This is a genomic window from Compostibacter hankyongensis, from assembly GCF_039541075.1.
In the GTDB taxonomy this organism is placed as follows: domain Bacteria; phylum Bacteroidota; class Bacteroidia; order Chitinophagales; family Chitinophagaceae; genus Compostibacter; species Compostibacter hankyongensis.
In genome coordinates, this window is record NZ_BAABFN010000002.1 from 911,488 (window position 1) to 929,766 (window position 18,279).

10 protein-coding genes are annotated in these 18,279 nt (G+C 46.1%); 4 read left to right on the plus strand and 6 right to left on the minus strand.

What is annotated here, in order from left to right; all coding sequences use genetic code 11:
* The first annotated feature begins 74 nt into the window (after window positions 1-74).
* Both ABD851_RS08540 and ABD851_RS18020 read left to right on the plus strand, forming a co-directional pair.
* Window positions 75-5,996: an anti-phage protein ProA gene (locus tag ABD851_RS08540; protein ID WP_344978224.1), complete on the plus strand. Its 5,922-nt coding sequence runs from the start codon at window positions 75-77 to the stop codon at window positions 5,994-5,996.
* A gap of 113 nt (window positions 5,997-6,109) precedes the next feature.
* Window positions 6,110-6,394 (plus strand): DUF3892 domain-containing protein, encoded by a 285-nt coding sequence (locus ABD851_RS18020; protein ID WP_425549948.1) that lies wholly within the window; start codon window positions 6,110-6,112, stop codon window positions 6,392-6,394.
* A 277-nt stretch (window positions 6,395-6,671) separates the two neighbouring features.
* On the opposite strand, the gene ABD851_RS08545 is transcribed toward ABD851_RS18020, so the two are convergent.
* The 6 genes from ABD851_RS08545 to ABD851_RS08570 all read right to left on the minus strand — a co-directional run bounded on the left by ABD851_RS08545 (window position 6,672) and on the right by ABD851_RS08570 (window position 15,645).
* Window positions 6,672-6,887 (minus strand): KTSC domain-containing protein, encoded by a 216-nt coding sequence (locus ABD851_RS08545; RefSeq protein WP_344978226.1) that lies wholly within the window; start codon window positions 6,885-6,887, stop codon window positions 6,672-6,674.
* An 18-nt stretch (window positions 6,888-6,905) separates the two neighbouring features.
* Complete coding sequence (locus tag ABD851_RS08550) at window positions 6,906-8,693, minus strand: ATP-binding protein (protein WP_344978228.1); 1,788 nt, start codon at window positions 8,691-8,693, stop codon at window positions 6,906-6,908.
* Window positions 8,694-8,695: 2 nt separating this feature from the next.
* The gene (locus ABD851_RS08555; protein ID WP_344978230.1) at window positions 8,696-9,862 is read right to left on the minus strand and encodes an SIR2 family protein; all 1,167 of its coding nucleotides are present in this window, start codon (window positions 9,860-9,862) and stop codon (window positions 8,696-8,698) included.
* A gap of 70 nt (window positions 9,863-9,932) precedes the next feature.
* Window positions 9,933-13,664 carry an AAA family ATPase gene (locus tag ABD851_RS08560; RefSeq protein ID WP_344978232.1) on the minus strand — a complete coding sequence of 1,244 codons (3,732 nt, stop codon included), beginning with the start codon at window positions 13,662-13,664 and terminating at the stop codon, window positions 9,933-9,935.
* On the minus strand, window positions 13,661-14,905 hold the full coding sequence (locus ABD851_RS08565) for an exonuclease SbcCD subunit D (RefSeq protein ID WP_344978234.1): 1,245 nt from the start codon (window positions 14,903-14,905) through the stop codon (window positions 13,661-13,663). The genes ABD851_RS08560 and ABD851_RS08565 overlap by 4 nt, the downstream gene beginning before the upstream one ends.
* Before the next feature lie 353 nt (window positions 14,906-15,258).
* A complete protein-coding gene (locus ABD851_RS08570) occupies window positions 15,259-15,645 on the minus strand; it encodes a DUF6922 domain-containing protein (RefSeq protein ID WP_344978236.1) in 387 nt (128 codons plus the stop codon).
* 498 nt (window positions 15,646-16,143) lie between these two features.
* On the opposite strand from ABD851_RS08570, the gene ABD851_RS08575 reads away from it, so the two are divergent.
* Together ABD851_RS08575 and ABD851_RS08580 are read left to right on the plus strand one after the other, a co-directional pair.
* Window positions 16,144-17,361 (plus strand): TolC family protein, encoded by a 1,218-nt coding sequence (locus tag ABD851_RS08575; protein ID WP_344978238.1) that lies wholly within the window; start codon window positions 16,144-16,146, stop codon window positions 17,359-17,361.
* Window positions 17,358-18,278 carry an efflux RND transporter periplasmic adaptor subunit gene (locus ABD851_RS08580; protein ID WP_344978239.1) on the plus strand — a complete coding sequence of 307 codons (921 nt, stop codon included), beginning with the start codon at window positions 17,358-17,360 and terminating at the stop codon, window positions 18,276-18,278. Before ABD851_RS08575 ends, ABD851_RS08580 begins: the two co-directional genes overlap by 4 nt.
* Window position 18,279 lies beyond the last annotated feature (1 nt).

Below are 18,279 nucleotides of genomic sequence, written 5' to 3' on the forward strand. Positions count from 1 at the left end.
TTTCTGAGAATTTTATATTCTAATTTACATTTTTTATTATATTTGAAGAGCTTATATTTCTTTAACCTATGATTATGACCGAAGATCCCTCTCAGGAGATAGTCGTTTTCGACTACCTTCCCGCCGTTAGCTATGCGCTCTACCAGAATCATGTCCCTGTCATCAGAACCTTATCTATCCGAAATGCCACGGATAAAGAATGGACCAACCTCATTATAAAAATTGAACCCTCGGATGATTTTGCGGAACCGCTGGAGCTTCATACCGGGCAGTTATTTCCAGGCAGCACATTCCAGCCTGAAATAATCCAGCTGAAGCTTAAACCCGTTTTCATTTGCAGTCTTACAGAGATGATGACCGCTTCTTTAAAACTGTCCATCCGGGCAGATGAAGAAGAAGTTTACACCAAAGAATATGATATTGACCTATTGGCATACGATCAATGGCTGGGAAAAGGTATCCTCCCGGAAATGCTCTCCGCCTTTGTGATGCCCAATTTACCGGAATTGGTGCCGATCCTAAAATCCACGGCCGGGATACTCGGAAAATGGACAGATAATTCCGCTTTGAATGATTATCAAAGTCAGAACCCAGATCGGGTAAAAAAACAAATGGCAGCGCTTTACGCCGCTATAAAAGAGAAAAAAATCACCTATTGCAGCGTGCCTGCCAGTTTTGGTGGCGCAGGGCAGCGGGTTAGACTTGTTGATACTGTACTGGCCACCGGTATGGGCAATTGCCTTGAAATGTCTTTGCTATATGCTTCCTGCCTGGAAGCAATGGGATTGCACCCGATACTGGTGCTCATCAAGGGACATGCCTTTGTAGGCGCCTGGCTGGTGGACGATACTTTTCCCGATACGGTAAGTGACGATCCTTCCTTGCTCACCAAAAGAATAGCGAGTGGCATCAACGAAATGCTGCTTATTGAAGCAACTGCCATGAATGAAGGGCAGTCGCCCACCTTTGATGATGCCATACAACTGGCGGTTAATCACTTCGCTGATCTCTCGGCTTTTGATTATTTTATTGATGTGCACCGGAGCCGTTTCAGCGGCATCAGGCCTATGCCATTAAGAAAAAAGGTTGGTGAAGAATGGCAAATAATCGACCACGAAAATAGTGTTGACCAGAAACCGGAGATAAGCAACCCTACTGCTTTAGCACAAAGCGTTAAGCTAAACCACGTCCAAGAAATTCATTTCGGGAAGCAACAGCTATGGGAACGGAAGCTTTTGGACCTCAGTCTTCGGAATAACCTGCTTAACCTCCGTATTTCAAAGACATCCCTCCAGTTCATCCCTGTGCCTCTTAATGAGTTAGAGGATGCCATGGCAGGTGGTGATGAGTTTCAGATATTGGCCAGGCCCAGGGATTGGGATAACCCACTCCGTAGTTCCGGTGTCTATCAATCTCTGAATAGCCGGGACCCTATGCTTCAATTGGTCCGACAAGAGTTAAAACAGAAGCGGCTGCGTGTTTACGTATCAGAAGAAGATCTCTATGCCGGATTAACCGGGTTGTACCGGAATGCCCGGCAAGCTATGGAGGAAAACGGAGCCAATACTTTGTACCTGGCAATCGGATTATTGCGCTGGCACGAAACGCCTTCCAGTGAACGACCAAGATTTGCCCCCATCCTGCTGATGCCCGTGGAGATCATTCGAAAATCGGTCAAAAAAGGCTTCATTATCCGAAGCCGGGAGGAAGATACAGTACTGAATATCACCTTACTGGAAAAACTGAGACAAGACTTTGGCCTTGCATTATCCGGTTTAGATCCCTTGCCAAGAGATGAAAGTGGCGTGGATGTAAAGCTGATCTTCAATATCATCCGGCAAACAATCATGTCCATGCCCAGGTGGGACGTCGAAGAGCAGATATTCCTGGGTACGTTCTCTTTCAGTAAGTTTATCATGTGGAACGATATACATTCGAATGCCGATAAACTGAAAGACCATCCCATTGTTGCCGGTTTGACCAACGGATCTTTGAAAGATCCACTTGACTATATTCAGGAAGAAAATCTTGATCATAAATACGGCTATGAAGACCTGCTGCTTCCCATAAACGCGGACGCTACGCAACTACGGGCTATTAGTGCCGCTACAGCCGGAAACAGCTTCGTATTACACGGACCTCCGGGTACCGGTAAGTCCCAGACCATTACCAATATTATAGCCAACGCGCTATACCATGGAAAGCGTGTGCTGTTCGTGGCAGAGAAAATGGCCGCTTTGTCTGTGGTACAGAGCCGTTTGGCGGCGATTGGATTAGCGCCGTTCTGCCTGGAATTACATTCCAATAAAGCCCGGAAATCCGAAGTGCTCGCCCAATTGCAAAAGACCATGGAAATCGTTCGGAAGCATGCGCCGGATAGTTTCAAATCGGAGGCGGAGCGTCTCAACCAGTTGCGCAAGGTATTGAATGAGCATGTAGAAGTGCTGCATAAAAAACAAGTTTATGGCTATTCCCTTTACGACCTGTTCAATGAATATGTTCAATACCCGGAAGCAAAAGATGACATCCCGTTCTCTGCCGGGGAGTTAAGCACCCTGGACAGGGAAAAGTGGCATCAGTGGATAGATATAGCAGAAGAATTGCAAATAGCCGCCGGCTTATGTGGCGACGCTTCCGAAAGGAATCCACTGTATGGTCTGGAGCCTGGTGAATATAGCAGCCAGCAAAAAGAAAAAATTCGCCAGGAACTTGGATTGTTCATCAAGGCCCGTGAAAAACTGAACCAGGTATTACAACAAGTCACCCAAATCCTGCATTGGCCTGATGATAGCTGGACAGACGGGCAACTTCAACAATTCAGGGAGATGATCAACGGCATCTTGCAATTACCGGAGATACCGGAAAGCTTCTTTCAAACCGAGCATCTATCGGATTTCGAGGAAGCGTTAACACCATTGATCACCGCAGGAGAACAGCGGGATAAAATCAGTAGTGCGTTGAGCCAAAAATTCCAGGCAACATTGTTAGACGCGCCTGCAGGTGAACTGCTCACCGCATGGAACCTCGCCTCTGCAAAATGGTTTCTGCCCCGGTATTTTGGACAGAAAAAAGTAAAGAAGAATTTATACGCTTTTTTAAAAACCGGGCTAATTACCAGCCGGGAGGTGCCACAAATCTTACTCGACACGCTCGCGTACCAGGAAAATAACGCCGTTTTAAACCAACATAAAGATTATTTAGACGAAAAGCTGGGTCGTTTCTGGAAGAATGGCCATCCTGTATGGGAACAGGTGAGGCAAGCGTTAGCCGGTATAAAGGCATTAAACAACCACCTTTTGCAATGGAACGCTGATCAGGTTACTGTTTTTACCCGTCGTCAGGAAATTGGACATTTGTTTCAGAAGGGAAGGGCCTCTTTTATGGACAATGAAGCCGGTTTGCTGCAATCTTTAGACCAGGTGATCCGGGATGAACAGGCTAAGCGGTATGACCTGGAAAAAGTGTTGGGTTGCCACCTGCCATTTGAGCGGAGCAATGCCAAAGACGAAGGGTTGGAAAAGGCTTCCTTATGGCATGCGCACCTGGACGAGCTTAAAAACTGGTTTAACTGGACACAGGTACGTAAAAAAGCGCTCGCGCTGCACCTGGAAAGTTTTATAGCCGCCTACGAGGCAGGAGCATTTAAAACGGATCAGATGCTGGACAGCTTTAAAAAGAGCCTGGTTCGTAGTCTTGCTACGCAGATCATAGCCTCCAGCCAGCCATTATCCGCTTTCAACGGTCAATATTTTGCTGCGCAGATTACGAGGTTCCGGGAGCTTACAAATACCTTTACCCGACTTACCCAGGAGCTGCTATACGCGGAACTGGCATCCCGGGTACCGGTATTTTCACAGGGAGCGGTGGCCACTTCCGAGAGCGGCATTCTGCAAAAGGCGATCAAGAGCAATGGCAGGGGCATGTCTATCCGGCAGCTCTTCAATAACATTCCCAATTTATTGCCCAGGATGATGCCCTGTATGCTGATGAGCCCTATTTCGGTGGCGCAATACCTGGACATCAACAGCGAGCCATTTGATTTGATCCTGTTTGATGAGGCTTCGCAGATGCCCACGAGCAAAGCGGTCGGCACCATTGCCCGGGGCAAGAGCCTCATCGTGGTGGGCGATCCTAAGCAGATGCCGCCCACCAGCTTCTTTTCTTCCGTCCATTTTGATGAAGAGGACAGCAACGAAGACCTCGAAAGCATACTGGACGACTGCCAGGCGCTTTCCGTGCCCTCGCGGCAGTTACAATGGCATTACCGCAGCCAGCATGAAAGCCTGATCGCCTTCAGCAATGCCAAATACTATGACAACAGTTTGTTTACCTTTCCTTCTCCCGATGACCTTGCCACCCGGGTGCATTATGTCCCGATTGAAGGGATCTATGATAGGGGTAAAACCAGGCAAAACCGGGCAGAGGCCGAAGCAATCGTACGGGAAATGGTCAGGCTGCTCTCCCTGCCTGAACAGGAACGGAAAAGCATCGGCGTGGTAACCTTCAGTTCCGTACAGCAGACGCTTATAGAAGACCTGCTGAATGAAGAGTTTGTGCGCAATCCCACGCTTGAAGAGGCTAACAATAACGCGTCCGAGCCGCTGTTTATAAAAAATCTGGAGAACGTACAGGGAGATGAACGGGATATCATCCTTTTTTCCGTTTGCTATGGCCCGGATGAGTCGGGACAGGTGTCCCTTAATTTCGGACCGCTGAACCGGGACGGCGGTTGGCGCAGGCTCAATGTAGCCGTGTCAAGAGCGCGGTACCTGATGAAAATATATGCTACTTTGCGTGCCGACCAGATTGATCTGAGCCGCACCCGCTCGGAAGGCGTTGCGGGATTGAAGGCATTTCTGGCTTTTGCCGAAAAAGGAAAAGTGGCTTTGCCCATACCGCAGACTGCTGTAGCGGAAAAGCACACATTGGCATCGCTTGAAACATCCGTAGCCACTTTCTTAAGAGAACAGGGATACCAGGTGGATACCCATATCGGTTGTTCCGGCTATCGTATTGATATGGCTGTAATACACCCGGATAAACCCAAGGAATACCTGGCAGGCGTGTTGTTCGACGGATATAATTATCTCGCCGGGCAAAGCGCGCGGGACCGGAACGTCGTTCAGTCTTCCGTTTTAAAGCTATTGGGCTGGAAGATCTTCCGTATCTGGGCCCTGGATTGGTGGGAAAGCAAGGAACAGGTCATGCAGGCTTTGCTGGATTACCTGGATCAGCAAAAGACATTAATCATACCGGATGCACCCAATCGTGAAATACCTATAGCGCCTGCTCCTATTGCAGAAACGGTGGCTCCTGAATACCAAACTGCCAACTTGGAAAAGGAAGAGGCGATTGCTTATAATAAAGTAGCAACAGCCAATGAACAACCTGTTCCTGAGCCGGTAGCCGTACCGACAAATCAAAGTTCCGCGTATTCGGTGTATAAACCCGCTGAGCTGCCGGTCATGACGCAGGTTACTTACGAAGACCTGCTGGCGTATGGCAGCACCCAGACCTTAATGCAGCAGATCCGTCAGGTGATTGATATAGAAGCACCTGTTATGCAAACGCTCTTATGCCGCCGTGTATTGGCCGCCTGGGGCGTCAGCCGGCTGGGCGCACGCATCCAGTCACGTTTCGAGCAGGTTTTCAGCGCCATGCAATTAAACACCACCCAAGACCAGGACGGCAATACCTGTTTCTGGAAGGACGGACAAATACCCGGAGCATATACTGATTTCCGGGTGCCGGGCAGCGAAGCGGAACGCCGCAACGCGGAAGACCTACCTGCCCCGGAGGTAGCCAATGCCGTGCAGGAAATCCTTACTACTCAGATCAGCATGCCGGAAGATGACTTGGTGCGGGAGACCGCCAAGTTATTCCAATACGGCCGTGTGGGCGGTAATGTAGAAACCGCTATGCGCCGCGGAATAAGGGAAGCTATTCAACGGGGAAAGGTGAAGCTGGAGAATGGGAGGGTTGTGTTTATGGGTTAGCAGAAAACGCGACGTTTTTAAAATACTTTGTCAATTGGGTGTAACAACTTCTATACAATTGTCTATCATACTGAATCTCGTTAATTATTTTTAATCCTTCTAAATTTTATTACATGTCTAGACATCAAGTAACTTGCATCAACAAACGGGGAAATCATTACGATCCTCATGAAAGAATCTCCCATATCGGTGGTATTAATTCTGACAGCAGCCGTTGGAAATTGAGTGAAAACGAAGCAATACAATCCATTGAAGATGGAAAATATGAATTTTATGTAAGAGTTAATGGCAGGTCCGTTGATGTTATTGTAGCCATCCATAACGGACGGAAATATCTCAAAACAGAGACCGACGGATATAGCCCCAATAATCTCTTAAGCCTACCTGAGTGCCCTTAATGTAAAACTTTGCTATAAGTCTGTTTTAGATATTGGTAGAGCGCAGCAATGCAAAGACCTGCCCACCTCTGGATATGGTCAATGCTGCGCGGGGAATTCTCACTACCTATATCTGCATATCGGAAGAATGGCCTGCTGTGAAAAACCGCCACATTTTCCAGCATGGCCACGTGAGCGGTAATGTAGAAACTGTGCTATGCGCCGCGGAATACGGGAAGCTGTTCAGCAGGGAAGGTGAAGCGGGAAAATGGGCGGATCGTTTTCGGTCGCTAGCCTATCAGGAAATTTTTTGTTGTCTATAGTTTTTATAAATATTTGTATTCGCATAGCTCCCTTTTGAATCGGCAGCCATCAGGCTGTCATACTCATACTGAGGCACATCGTAATATTCATATATCGAACCTCCTTTTTTAAATTGAATCGTTAATGTTGCACTGTCTGAATCATATCCGATTGCTTCAATGTTTGAAGAATTTACTGGTACCATTTCCATGAATTCTTAATTTTAAGGTTATTTTTTAATGATTGATTTTTGCTCTCTTATTGCAGTTACAACTGTTTTGTAATTGTCTTTATTCGGCACGAAAGTCTTTTTCCAGGAATCTACAAGGTTTGGGTCATTGCTTGAAGGACGAGGTTCAACTATTTCAATACGAACTCTTGATGGTATATTGATTGCCTCGCCTACGACAATTGCTTCTCCAATCCTAAGCGATGGAAGCAATTCTATAAGGCTATTCATATTATTGGGTGCAGAAGATTGAACCGTTCCTTTATCTCCACTGTTTGTCAGCCTTAGCGCAATGAACGTACCTACTTGTGCTAAAATAGTTTCTGATATTTCAGATGGTCTTTGAGTAACAACCATTGCCCCAATGCCAAACTTTCTTCCCTCTTTGAATATTTTCTCGACAGCTTTTCTAGCATATCCATATATGTGGGAACTTTTTTCAGACCTTGGCAAATATGAATGGGCTTCCTCATAAACCATAAGTAATGGCCTATTACGACCTGTGTACCCTTCAAATCTTCCCCAATACATGGAGTCGTATAAGAATCTGCTAATTAATCCAACCGATATATCAATCAATTCAAAAGGAATTCCACTAAGGTCAAGTATCGTTAACCTATTATCATGTTCTATCCAAGATCTAAAAAGGTGGTCAATATCATTATTGGGATCTTCAGCATCACTATAATCACTAGGACTAAACATAAAGCTGTATCTGCTATCCTTTATTCTGGAATATATTTTCCCAGAATAAGAGTACATTGTCTGTCTTTTTGATTTGAACGGCACCCCTCCGCCGGGTGAATAAGGTGTAAACCGCGCTGGTTTTAATGTTTTTGGATCTCCTTCTTCTTCTATACACTCGTTAGCAGGAATATGATTACTTGTATGGTTATATGTGGCATTGACTTCTCTGTCAAAATCGTACCACATTTGTTTAATATCAAAAGGAATAGGAGAATCAGCAGTTATATAATCTGGATTTACTATTCCGGCTTTTAATTTACCGGCGTTTGCCTTTTTCAATGCTATTATTTTCTCTCGCAGTTCTTTATCTTCCGGTTTTTCTTGCCCTTCGGAGCGACCAACTAAAAAAAATGAAAGCTCATCAAATGTCATTGCCCAAAAAGGAACACACAAAGGATTAGTTTTGTCATTTATCTTAAATATCTGAGCATTTTCCTTAAAGGCTGATGAATATTCTCCGTGTGTGTCAACTAACACAATTCTTGATCCTGAATAATCATTTAGAATGCTTTTTACCAGGTGAGCAGTAGTATTAGATTTCCCACTGCCAGTGGATCCTAAAATGGCAGAGTGTCTGAGAATCAGGTTATGGATATCAATATATACCGAAAGATTTTCCGAAGATGAATGTTTGCCAATTTCTACAAATCCTTCCGACTTATCTCCATAAATAAGTCTTAAATCTTCCTCTGTAACAATGTGTACTTCATCGTTAATCGTGGGGAACGTCCCGACACCTTTTTGAAAACATTCACCTCCCAGTTTTTCACCTATCAATTGAACTTGAAGAAATCTTAAACCATAATTAGGTTCATAACTGGCATTATCAATCGCTGCAGGAGTATTGCTAACGGAGGATACAAGGCCGTAAAGCGTTAGACTGCCAACTGGGAATTTTACAAATGTACCTATCTGTCCAATTTTATATAATCTGCCGTTAATGATTGGTGCGGCGGAAGGAATATCTTTTGACACCTCCACCTCCACGCTTCCGCTATTTACATTTATAACCTTTCCTAAATATGTAATTTCTGACTGCATGGTTATTTAATTTGGTTTTCTATTTTGTCTTTTATGCCAGAACATAGTATGAGAAAATTAACCAGTTCTTTAAAGTCTCCAAGTTTCAACTTATCCTTATCCCAAAAAGGGTCAAGTAAATCCCCTTTTTTAGTATGCTTCCATTCGCCAGCGATTCCGGAAATTGATGCTTTAGAAGGACCAATCAATGTTAAGTTTGGGAAATTTTTTCCCTCACTTATAATTTTCTCCAGAGGGTTATCATCATAAAAGAAGCCGATAACCTGAAGTCTATTATTTTGATTGAGAGCATTAAAAATTACTTCATTAATATGATCATCAGAAAATGAATATCCACTTATGATAAATATTCCCTCGCCACTAATCAAGCATTCTTTTAACCTGTCAAAATAACTTGTGAAAGGTTGTTTACGGGATGATTCATATTTATCTCTGGACGGATATATTACTAACTCCGAATCTGGCAATTTTTCTTTTGCCCCAGAGCTTAACCGTATCACTCTATAGGTATTATCTTCTTTCTTTTTCCAAAACCAACCTAAGGAACCGTGCAATTTCCAAAGTCTTATCCATGAGATGGGTGGCCGATCATATTTTGATTTTCCATCTAATGTTTCATGACAAAAGAATGGTTCATAAGCTCCTATAAAACCATCATAAAAAGGGATTAATAAATCCTCAAACGATTTCTCAAGAATCAAGTCGTAGTTTGTAGTAAAAATTTCCTTGGTGAAATCCCTTGACACCCAGTTTAACCAGCTAATAAAACTTTTTGCTATCTTCAGGTTTGCCGTTTGCTCTTCCCCCGAGATTATTTCATAAATTTTATTACAGATTGCTTTGTCTAGGTTAGTGGCTCGTTCGCCGTTAATTCCATCAAATGATTTCGTAGCTTTCTCATTTGTTAGTTGCCTAATAAGTCGAATTTGATTAAGAATCGCTTCGATATGCTGGCTTTCATTGTCAAGGGATTTCTTAATTGAATCGAAATCTTTTTTACAATCTTTTTGCAGAGAATCTTCGACCTTCTTTGTGAGACTAGCAATATCAGATATTCCCATTGCTTTTGATGTGCCGGCTCCAAACAGAAATCCCAGTCGTTTTGTATAGGATAGTTGATTTCTTATTTCTAATAGTTCCCTTAATGGATTATGTTTGTAATTATTCATATTCGTTGGGTTGTAGAATTAACATAAGTTGTTTCTTATTTGCCCTTATGTTCCATTGTCTATTCTTTTTCTAAATTTCCACCACCTCCACCTTACTCCTTCCACCCTGCTGCTTACTCACCTTGATCTGCACCGGTATCCGCTCCGTCATCTCTTGCACGTGAGAAATCACCCCTACTTTTCGTCCCTGGTTATGCAACCGTTCCAAGGCATCCATAGCGATATTTAATGTTGCAGGATCAAGCGAACCGAAACCCTCATCAATGAATAAGGACTCTACTTTCATTCGGCTGGAGGACAAGGAGGCCAGGCCTAAAGCCAGCGCCAGGGAGACGAGAAAAGATTCGCCACCGGATAGGGAATATACCGTGCGCACTTCATCGCCCATGTCCAGATCTATGACCTGCAACCCTAAGGAATCAGGAATTCGCTGCAGGACATACCGTTTACTGAGCACTTCCAAATGAACATTGGCATAGCTTAACAGCACATCCAGGGTATATTCCTGGGCAATCTGCCGGAATTTCTTGCCATCGGCAGAGCCGATCAGCTCATTGAGCTTCGCCCAGTTTTCAAATATAGCAGCCTGCTTTTCTATGTCCTGCAACAAGGTACCGATGCGCTGCTTATGCAACGCGTCTTCTCTTAGCTTAAAGTCAATTTCATGGGTTTGTTGCATATGTTGCTTTAATAGATCCTGCGCTTCGGTTCTTAAGGCGTTCAGCGCTTCCGGCGTTCTTTCGGAAGGCCGCTGTTCGGCATGTGCAGTCCATGCTTTTGTTCGTTCTTCCAAAATGGATGTCGCCTGCATCACCGCATCGTCTATCGCCCGTAAGGCGGCTCTTTCTTTTTCTATCCAGTCCTGGGTAAAGGCTAAAAGAGATAAAAGGTCTTCCTGGGTAAGCGCTGTTCCGTGTTGTCGATTGTGTCCGGTGAGCCAGACGGAGAACTGCTCCTTTAGCGCGGATTCTTGCTGAGATAAAGCGCGTATATCTTTTTCCAGTTGTTCCTGTTGCGCCTGGCTTCGGGTGATATCGCCTTGGATTTTGTCTGCTGTTTTTCGTTGTTCCTCTAATGCCTGTTTCGCTACATGGACGGATTCCCGCAACCGTGCCTCTACTGCTGTTACGGGATCGCCATTGAACAGCGTTCTTCTTTGGTCAGACAACGCTTTATGCAAATCCTGCAGCTTCAAAAGTTTCTGTTCACTGACTTGTACGGCTTCCCGGGTGCTTTTGATCTGCTCCTGAATACCTTTTCTCTTTTCCGCCAGTATGCTTTGTTGATGCATATGTTCATCAAGCCGGGTGGTATTGGCTTTCCAGTCACGGGCAAATTCCCGGATATGGGTTACAAACGGCTCCGGGGCGGACTGCCAGTTTTCCAGCCACTTTTCCGATGCGAAATAGACCGCCAGGTTTTGGGTGATATCATCTAAATTTTTACGAATTTGCTCCTGTTCTGCCGTGTCTTTCTTTTGTTGTTCCCGGAGGGTTTTGAGCGCTCTTTCCGTATCCTTTAGCTGGTTTTCCGCCTCGTTTAGCTGTTTTTCCAGTGCGGCAAGTTGCGTTTGATGATCCTCCAGCTGTTCTTTTTGCTTTTGATAAGCCTGTATCTGTCCCTGTAATCGCTGCTGTTGCGCTTTTTGCTGCTGCAATTGTGTCTGCAACCAGGCCGTCCTTTCCTCCAAAGGTTGCGCATTGCATTTTTCAGCTACCCGGAAGTCCGACCAATTAGATTCAAGTCCTTTTACCGATGCCTCGTTATGGGCAATTTTATCTTCCAGTTCCCCAATGATCTTTCCAGATGTGGTACAGCTTTGGTTCAGGCGGGTATGGGCCGTCAGTTGCTGTGTATAAGCGGCTTCATTTTGCGCATGCGCGCTTTCCAGTTCGGAAAGGACATGATCAAGTTCCGGATGACGGGTCGCGTAGGGGTGATCAGTGCTGCCACAAACCGGGCAGGGCGCTTCCGGCTCTAATTGGTGGCGAAGCCGCGTTACACTTTCCGTGGCCGCCATTCTGGCTTTCTCTAACATTTTCAAGGAAGCGCTTCTTGCTGATTTTGTTGCCTCCAGCAGCTTTTCCGTTGCGGCTAATTGCGCCGTGTTTTGCGCCAGCTCTTCTTTGGTTTGCTTCAGCGATTGCAATAGTGTACCTTTTTCTGCTATGGCGTGTGCTAATAATTGCCAATGTGCCGCTGCCGCAACCAGGTCTTCTATGGAATGGTCTAAAGAAGACTTTTCTTTCTCCATATCCTGTAGGGATATCCCCGATAAAGCTGTCTGTAAAGATTGACAGTCACTTTGCTTTTGTTGCCGGGAAGACTGGATAGCTGTTCGCTGCCCCTCTAAGATTTGTTGCTCCTGCTGGAGCTTTTTAGAGTCTTCATCGGCGGCGTGGATACGGTCGGTACAATTTCGCAGTTTTTCCAGGATGTCTGCCGCATCCTCCAGTTTAGATAAAATCAGGCTTTCCTGTTCAGCAATCGGCCGGCGGGATTCGTTTTCAGCTTTCCATTGACGCAGTCTTTCTATTTCTTTTTCTACGGCGTCCAGCGCTTTTTCTACCCGGGCCGCTTCTTCCTTTTGTGCCGTTTCTTTTTTACGAACAACGGCCACGTCATTTGTAGCCTGTTTGAGCTGCTCCGCTTTTTCAGCAAGCTGTACATCCAGGGCCTTTCCTGTATTCAGCAAGGGCTTCGCCTGGTCTTCTTCCTGTTCCTTGGTTTTTAAAGCGGTAGTAGCCTGCTCCAATGCCGCATTGGATAATTTTTGCTGTTCCTTCAAGGCATTCAGGTTCGCAGCAAGCTCTTCCACCTCATTTGACCGGGCCGTAATTTGTTCCCCGGCACTTTGCAGTGAACTGACAACAGGCCTTGCCGGCTGAATACGCATCACTTGCTGAAATTGCTGCTCCCGGGATTGTGCTTCCGTTTTGGCGGAAGTGGCCTGATCATGCTGTATAGTGGCAGCCTGCACCCCGTCCTGTAATTTTAATAACTGTTCATGCCAGCTCACTTCTTTATTCAGCTCAGCTATCTGCTTTTCATCGGTTGCTATGGCTATCTTCAACGCTTGCCGTTGCTTTTGTAATGCGCTTAATTCTTCAGTAGTAAGGGTGGCTATGCCTTCCCGTTGCACATGCAGCTCTCTTAGTTTTTGTTGTTCTTCCCGCTGATGCTCAAAAACCTTTATAGAAATTTCTGAATAAACAGAAGTGCCGGTCAGCTTTTCGAGCAACGAGGACTTTTCATCTTTCCCGGCTTTCAGAAATGCGGTAAAATCTCCCTGGGCCAATAACACAGAGCGGGTGAATTGTTCAAAATTCAGTCCAACCAGGCGCTCGATCTCCGGTAATAATTCCGTTTTTTTGCCGGGAATGTCCTGGTGGGTCGTGATGTTCTTCAGCGACATTTCATAGGGCTGCAGATTACCGTCCGCCTTATGACGCGCTCTCCTGACGCTCCAGGTGGCCCGGTAATACTGCCCGTCAACGCCTTCAAAATCTACTTCGGCATAACCACCGGAAGTGCCGTCTCTTAATATGCCCCGCACATCGTCCTGCTTAATGGTGCTGCCTGTGATATCTGTAATATCGATACCATTTTCAGCCAGCCGGTACCGGGGCGTCCGGGCATAGAGTGCGAGACATAAAGCATCCAGTATGGTTGATTTTCCGGCGCCCGTTGGCCCCGTTATGGCGAAAATCCCCGCAGAACAAAGCGGTTCCTGGGTAAAATCGATTTCGGTATTACCGTCCAGCGAGGCCAGGTTTTGAATGCGTATGGCTTGTATCTTCATGCTTCCGGTTCGTTTACTTCCTGTGCCACCTGCTGAAAAAGCTGCTGCAGGTCTTCGGGTAGGGGATTGTTATATTTACTTTGATATACTTTCTGGACTACTTCCAACGGTTGCAGCTCTTTAAGCGCCTCAGCACTAACCGCTGGGCTTTCGCCGGGTTGCTTTTCCGGCGTATTATAGCACACATCTATTTTCGCCAGCCGGAATTTTTTACCGGCGAGCGCGGTTTCTACCTTATGCCGCAGACCGGGCTCCGGGCCTTCCAGCAGCACGCGGACTTCCAGGTACGGTGCAGTCTGGCTGTCCCCTTCAAAAGCGGCTAATTGCTGCAGGGAATCAAGAACTTCCGGCAGGGCACTATGTACGGCGGGTACCCGCAGAAGCGGAACGGAGACCGGGATTTCGATGGCTTTCAATTCTTCTATATGGCCTGCTCCTATATTGAATACAATAACCTGGTGCTTATAATGGGTTTCTGAAAAAGACATGGGTAAGGGACTGCCGCAGTAGCGGATATGTTCCTTTCCACCAACGCGCTGGGCTTTATGAATATGGCCTAAGGCCACATACCGGATATTATGGTCAAAAGCCGCTGCGGAAATGCATTCTACGCCGCCCATGATCGGTCTTTCCGTTTTATCGATATCACCCACTTCAGCCTGCTGCGCATGCAGATGCCCCATAGCAATAATGGCTTGCTCGGGTTCTTTCTGTGATGCCGCATATTCGTATGCGGCTTTATAAAAAGCGGTAATGCCCTCGGCATAAGGATTGGCGCAATCGGGTAGGGAAGGATAATCTCCCATTCGTAAAAACGGAGCGGCGATGCACCATGCTTTCGTATTACCCGCTTTATCTTTTAGCGGCAGCGTGATTTTGCTATAGTCAATATTTCCGTTCCAGTCCTTTTCGATAAGACCTACAATGTGGATGTTGGACGATTCCAAGAGAGGCTTCGGAGATTCAAGGCGCGAGGCGGAATCATGGTTTCCGGCGGTGACGATGATCTGTAAATCGGGATTTTGCTTCACTGTCTGGTTCAGAAAGGAATAGAACATCTTTATCGATGCCGCCGAAGGATTGGAGAGGTCAAATACATCCCCGCTGACCAGCAAAACATCTATCTGTTCTGTAGTCAGGGTTGCCAACAGCCAATCTAAAAACCGTTGATGTTCGTAGGTACGGTCATATTCATGAAACAGCTGGCCTATGTGCCAGTCGGCGGTATGGAGGATGTTCATTAAAAGGGAGTTGATATGTTTTCATGGGCAGTTGATTGATTAATCGGGAAGACAAATAGCGGAACGCTATGGCGAGCGATAGCGGGTTAACGCTTTTCTTTTCATGGTTAATTATAGGTTATAAAACGTTGCTTATAAGGATATAAAATTAGCCTAATTTATATAAAAATTTAAATACTTCGAGAAGAAAATTCACTTTTCAGGAAAAAAAGCTGGATTTTATTGAGATATACTGGAAAGAGAAGCTGATCCTTACTGCTTGGCTGCTCTTTCGATAGTGGGAATTCCGGGAGATTAAAGGTTCGGAAAAAGACCGGCTGCAGCTAGACGCTTTTCTTAAGTTGCGGGCGAGACTATTTCCGGATGCAACATCGCATCTCCTCCTTTTTAAGACCAAAATAATGTGCTACCTCTTCCAGAATGCCGCCAGGCAGGAAGTTGATCTCTTCTTTCAGCGTCGTTATTATTTTATCCCTGCCATAAAAGCGGATCAACTCCTCCCATTCTTTTCCACTGCCGCGTTCAAGAATACGCTGGATAATCGTCCGGTAGCTCGCCTGCCAGTCTATCCGGTCATAATCCGCCTCCCAGAAAAACCGTTTCGGCAGATCCGGTCTCGGCCGGGCGAAGACCTGTTTCCGCTCAATCCGCGCGGCATCGTTTTCATAGCTTCCCTTTGATAAGTGATTATCCAGGGTATGATAATTGAACTGCGGGTAGCTTTGACAGAAAACCTTCAAATTAGAAAACATCTCGACCCTGCCAGAAGGATTCTTCCAGTGAACCAATACATATCGGGTAAGATAATAAAAATACCGATATTGAGCAATATTAACCCTTCTATTTGATTTTTAATCCCTTAAATCCGCCAGCCGCTGCAAATCATCGAGAAAATGGTTCGTAAATCGTCCAGCCAGGACGACAAACACAGGAAGCCCTGGCGTAAGCCGGGGTTTTTGTTTTGGAGCAGATGCCGAGCTCGCTCGTGTAGCTGCGGAAAAACAAAAACCGGGTGGTGCGAAGCACAGCGGGGCTTCCTGTGTTTAGTTTCACCCAAAAAGGATCACCGCAGTTAATCCAGTCATCCCGACCAAGGGTCCGACTAACCATTGGAACCGCCTCCTTTTCGGATCGCCGCAGGCAATCCAGTCTCATCATTCTATAACTGGGGAAATGTTCAGTTTTTTCTCAGAATTGGCGTGGATTTTTGTTCCATGAAGCTGTTTTCCCTTGTATTTATGCTACTCTTGTGCCTGCCGCGGCTGATACAGGCGCAAGAAAAGCAGCTGGAAGACTTCCTGATGCAGGGCAGGGCCAATAGCCCCCTGCTGCACGATTATGCCAACCAGGTGAAAAGTCTGGGTTGGGACAGCGCCAAGCTCAGGGCCGGATACGGGGTGCAGGTCGCCGCCAACAGCGATTTCATGTATGCCCCGGTGATCCATGGATGGGGCTATGATCCCGCCATCACCAACGGGCAGAATGTCAGCGCCTTAATGGTGGTAAGCAAGGAGGTCATCGGGAAAAATAACCTGCAAACAAGATTAAACAGCCTGATGCTTCAGCAAAAAGCGATTGAAGGGCAATCTCAGTTATCTGAACAGGCCCTGTTTCAGCAAATCACCGGCCAATATATTATTTGTTACAGCGATCAGCAGCAGCTGATATTGACAGAAGAGATCCTTTCCTTTTTACAAAAGGAGGATGATGTGCTCAGGAAGCTGACCCGGTCTTCGGTATTAAAACAAACCGATTATCTTACTTTTAAAGTTGCGCTGCAGCAACAAAGCCTGGCAAGAGAACAAACAAACATCCAACTGCACAATGATCTGGCCGCCCTGAATTATATGTGCGGCATCACGGATACGACATTCATTTTGCTGACTGCTCCCAAGCTGAAACCAACGGTTACGACTTCCTTTGATCAAAGCAGGTATGCGGCAAACTTCCGGATCGACAGCCTGAAAAATGCCAATAATGCGGAGCTCATCAATCTGAATTACAAGCCTAAAGTAAGCGTTTTTGCCGACGGGGGATATCAGTCCGCACTTCCGCGGGAGGCCTATAAAAATTGGGGCATAAGCGCGGGAGTAAATATTACCCTGCCGGTATATGACGGGCGCCAACGCAAAATGTCGCTGCTGCAGAACGATCTTGCCGAAGATACCCGGAAACAATCAAAGGAGTTTTTAAGAAAACAGTTTGAGCAGCAAAAAATGCAGCTGATGCAGCAGCTGACCGACTATCAAAACCTGACGGCTTCCGCAGAGAGACAGTTGAATTATACCCGGACACTCGTGGAGGCCGACAAAAAGCAATTGGGTACCGGAGATATACGCATGACAGATTACCTTTTGGCAGTACATAATTACCTGGATCTCCGGTTTTCACTGATCCAGTATGAAGCAGCAAAGCTTTCCATTCTCAATGCGCTAAATTACCTGATCCTGAAATGAAATATTGTATCCTACTCGGGCTTATCCTGCTTTCCGTCGCAGATTCAGGCTGTCACCAGACAGAACCGGATAACAATGCGGATAATGAAGAAAGCGCCGTGACACCTGTAACCATTACCCAGGCAGACACCGCCGTCTTAAAAGAGACCATAACGCTTAATGCCGTCTCTACCTTTCTTTTAAATACAGATGTCAAAGCAAATGTCAACGGCTACATTACCCGTTCTGCGATTCATAACGGGGAAAAGGTGCATCAGGGTCAGACTTTGTTTGTACTGGAAACCAGGGAAGCCCGCAGCATTGGCAACACCATCAACCAATTGGACTCCACTTTTAAATTTTCAGGAAACAACACCGTAAAAAGTCCCTCATCCGGGTACGTCATTATGCTGAATCATCAGCCGGGAGACTATGTGCAGGATGGTGAAGTCCTGGCAACTGTAGCCAACGAGCCAAGCTTTGGCTTCATGCTGAGCCTGCCTTATGAAGACCGGCAGCTGCTGCTGCATAATAAAAATGTGGTGATCCTGTTGCCGGACAGTACGCTGCTTCAGGGCACTGTCTTACAATGGATGCCGCAAATGGACAGCCTCATTCAGACACAACAGGTCTTTATAAAAACCCGTTCCCATAATACCATACCTGCCGGGTTAATAGCCCAGGCTATACTTGCCGGCAATGCAAGCAGCCATCCCTCATTACCCACAGCGGCTGTGTTATCCGACGAAAGCCAGCAGCATTTCTGGGTGATGAAGCTGCTCAGTGATTCCATGGCCGTCAAAATACCCATTCAAAAAGGGGTCGAAAGCGGCGGGCGTGTAGAAATTGTAGCTCCTGCTGTTCAGGCCACAGACCGCTTTGTCCTGCAGGGCGCATACGGATTGCCGGACACCGCGCAGGTCGCTATTCAACATTAGT

Excerpts from the sequence above, each read along its gene's own strand:
- ABD851_RS08540 (WP_344978224.1), top strand. The coding sequence starts at position 75 with ATGACCGAAGATCCCTCTCAGGAGATAGTCGTTTTCGACTACCTTCCC.
- ABD851_RS18020 (WP_425549948.1), top strand. The coding sequence starts at position 6,110 with ATGTCTAGACATCAAGTAACTTGCATCAACAAACGGGGAAATCATTAC.
- ABD851_RS08545 (WP_344978226.1), bottom strand. The coding sequence starts at position 6,887 with ATGGAAATGGTACCAGTAAATTCTTCAAACATTGAAGCAATCGGATAT.
- ABD851_RS08550 (WP_344978228.1), bottom strand. The coding sequence starts at position 8,693 with ATGCAGTCAGAAATTACATATTTAGGAAAGGTTATAAATGTAAATAGC.
- ABD851_RS08555 (WP_344978230.1), bottom strand. The coding sequence starts at position 9,862 with ATGAATAATTACAAACATAATCCATTAAGGGAACTATTAGAAATAAGA.
- ABD851_RS08560 (WP_344978232.1), bottom strand. The coding sequence starts at position 13,664 with ATGAAGATACAAGCCATACGCATTCAAAACCTGGCCTCGCTGGACGGT.
- ABD851_RS08565 (WP_344978234.1), bottom strand. The coding sequence starts at position 14,905 with ATGAACATCCTCCATACCGCCGACTGGCACATAGGCCAGCTGTTTCAT.
- ABD851_RS08575 (WP_344978238.1), top strand. The coding sequence starts at position 16,144 with ATGCTACTCTTGTGCCTGCCGCGGCTGATACAGGCGCAAGAAAAGCAG.
- ABD851_RS08580 (WP_344978239.1), top strand. The coding sequence starts at position 17,358 with ATGAAATATTGTATCCTACTCGGGCTTATCCTGCTTTCCGTCGCAGAT.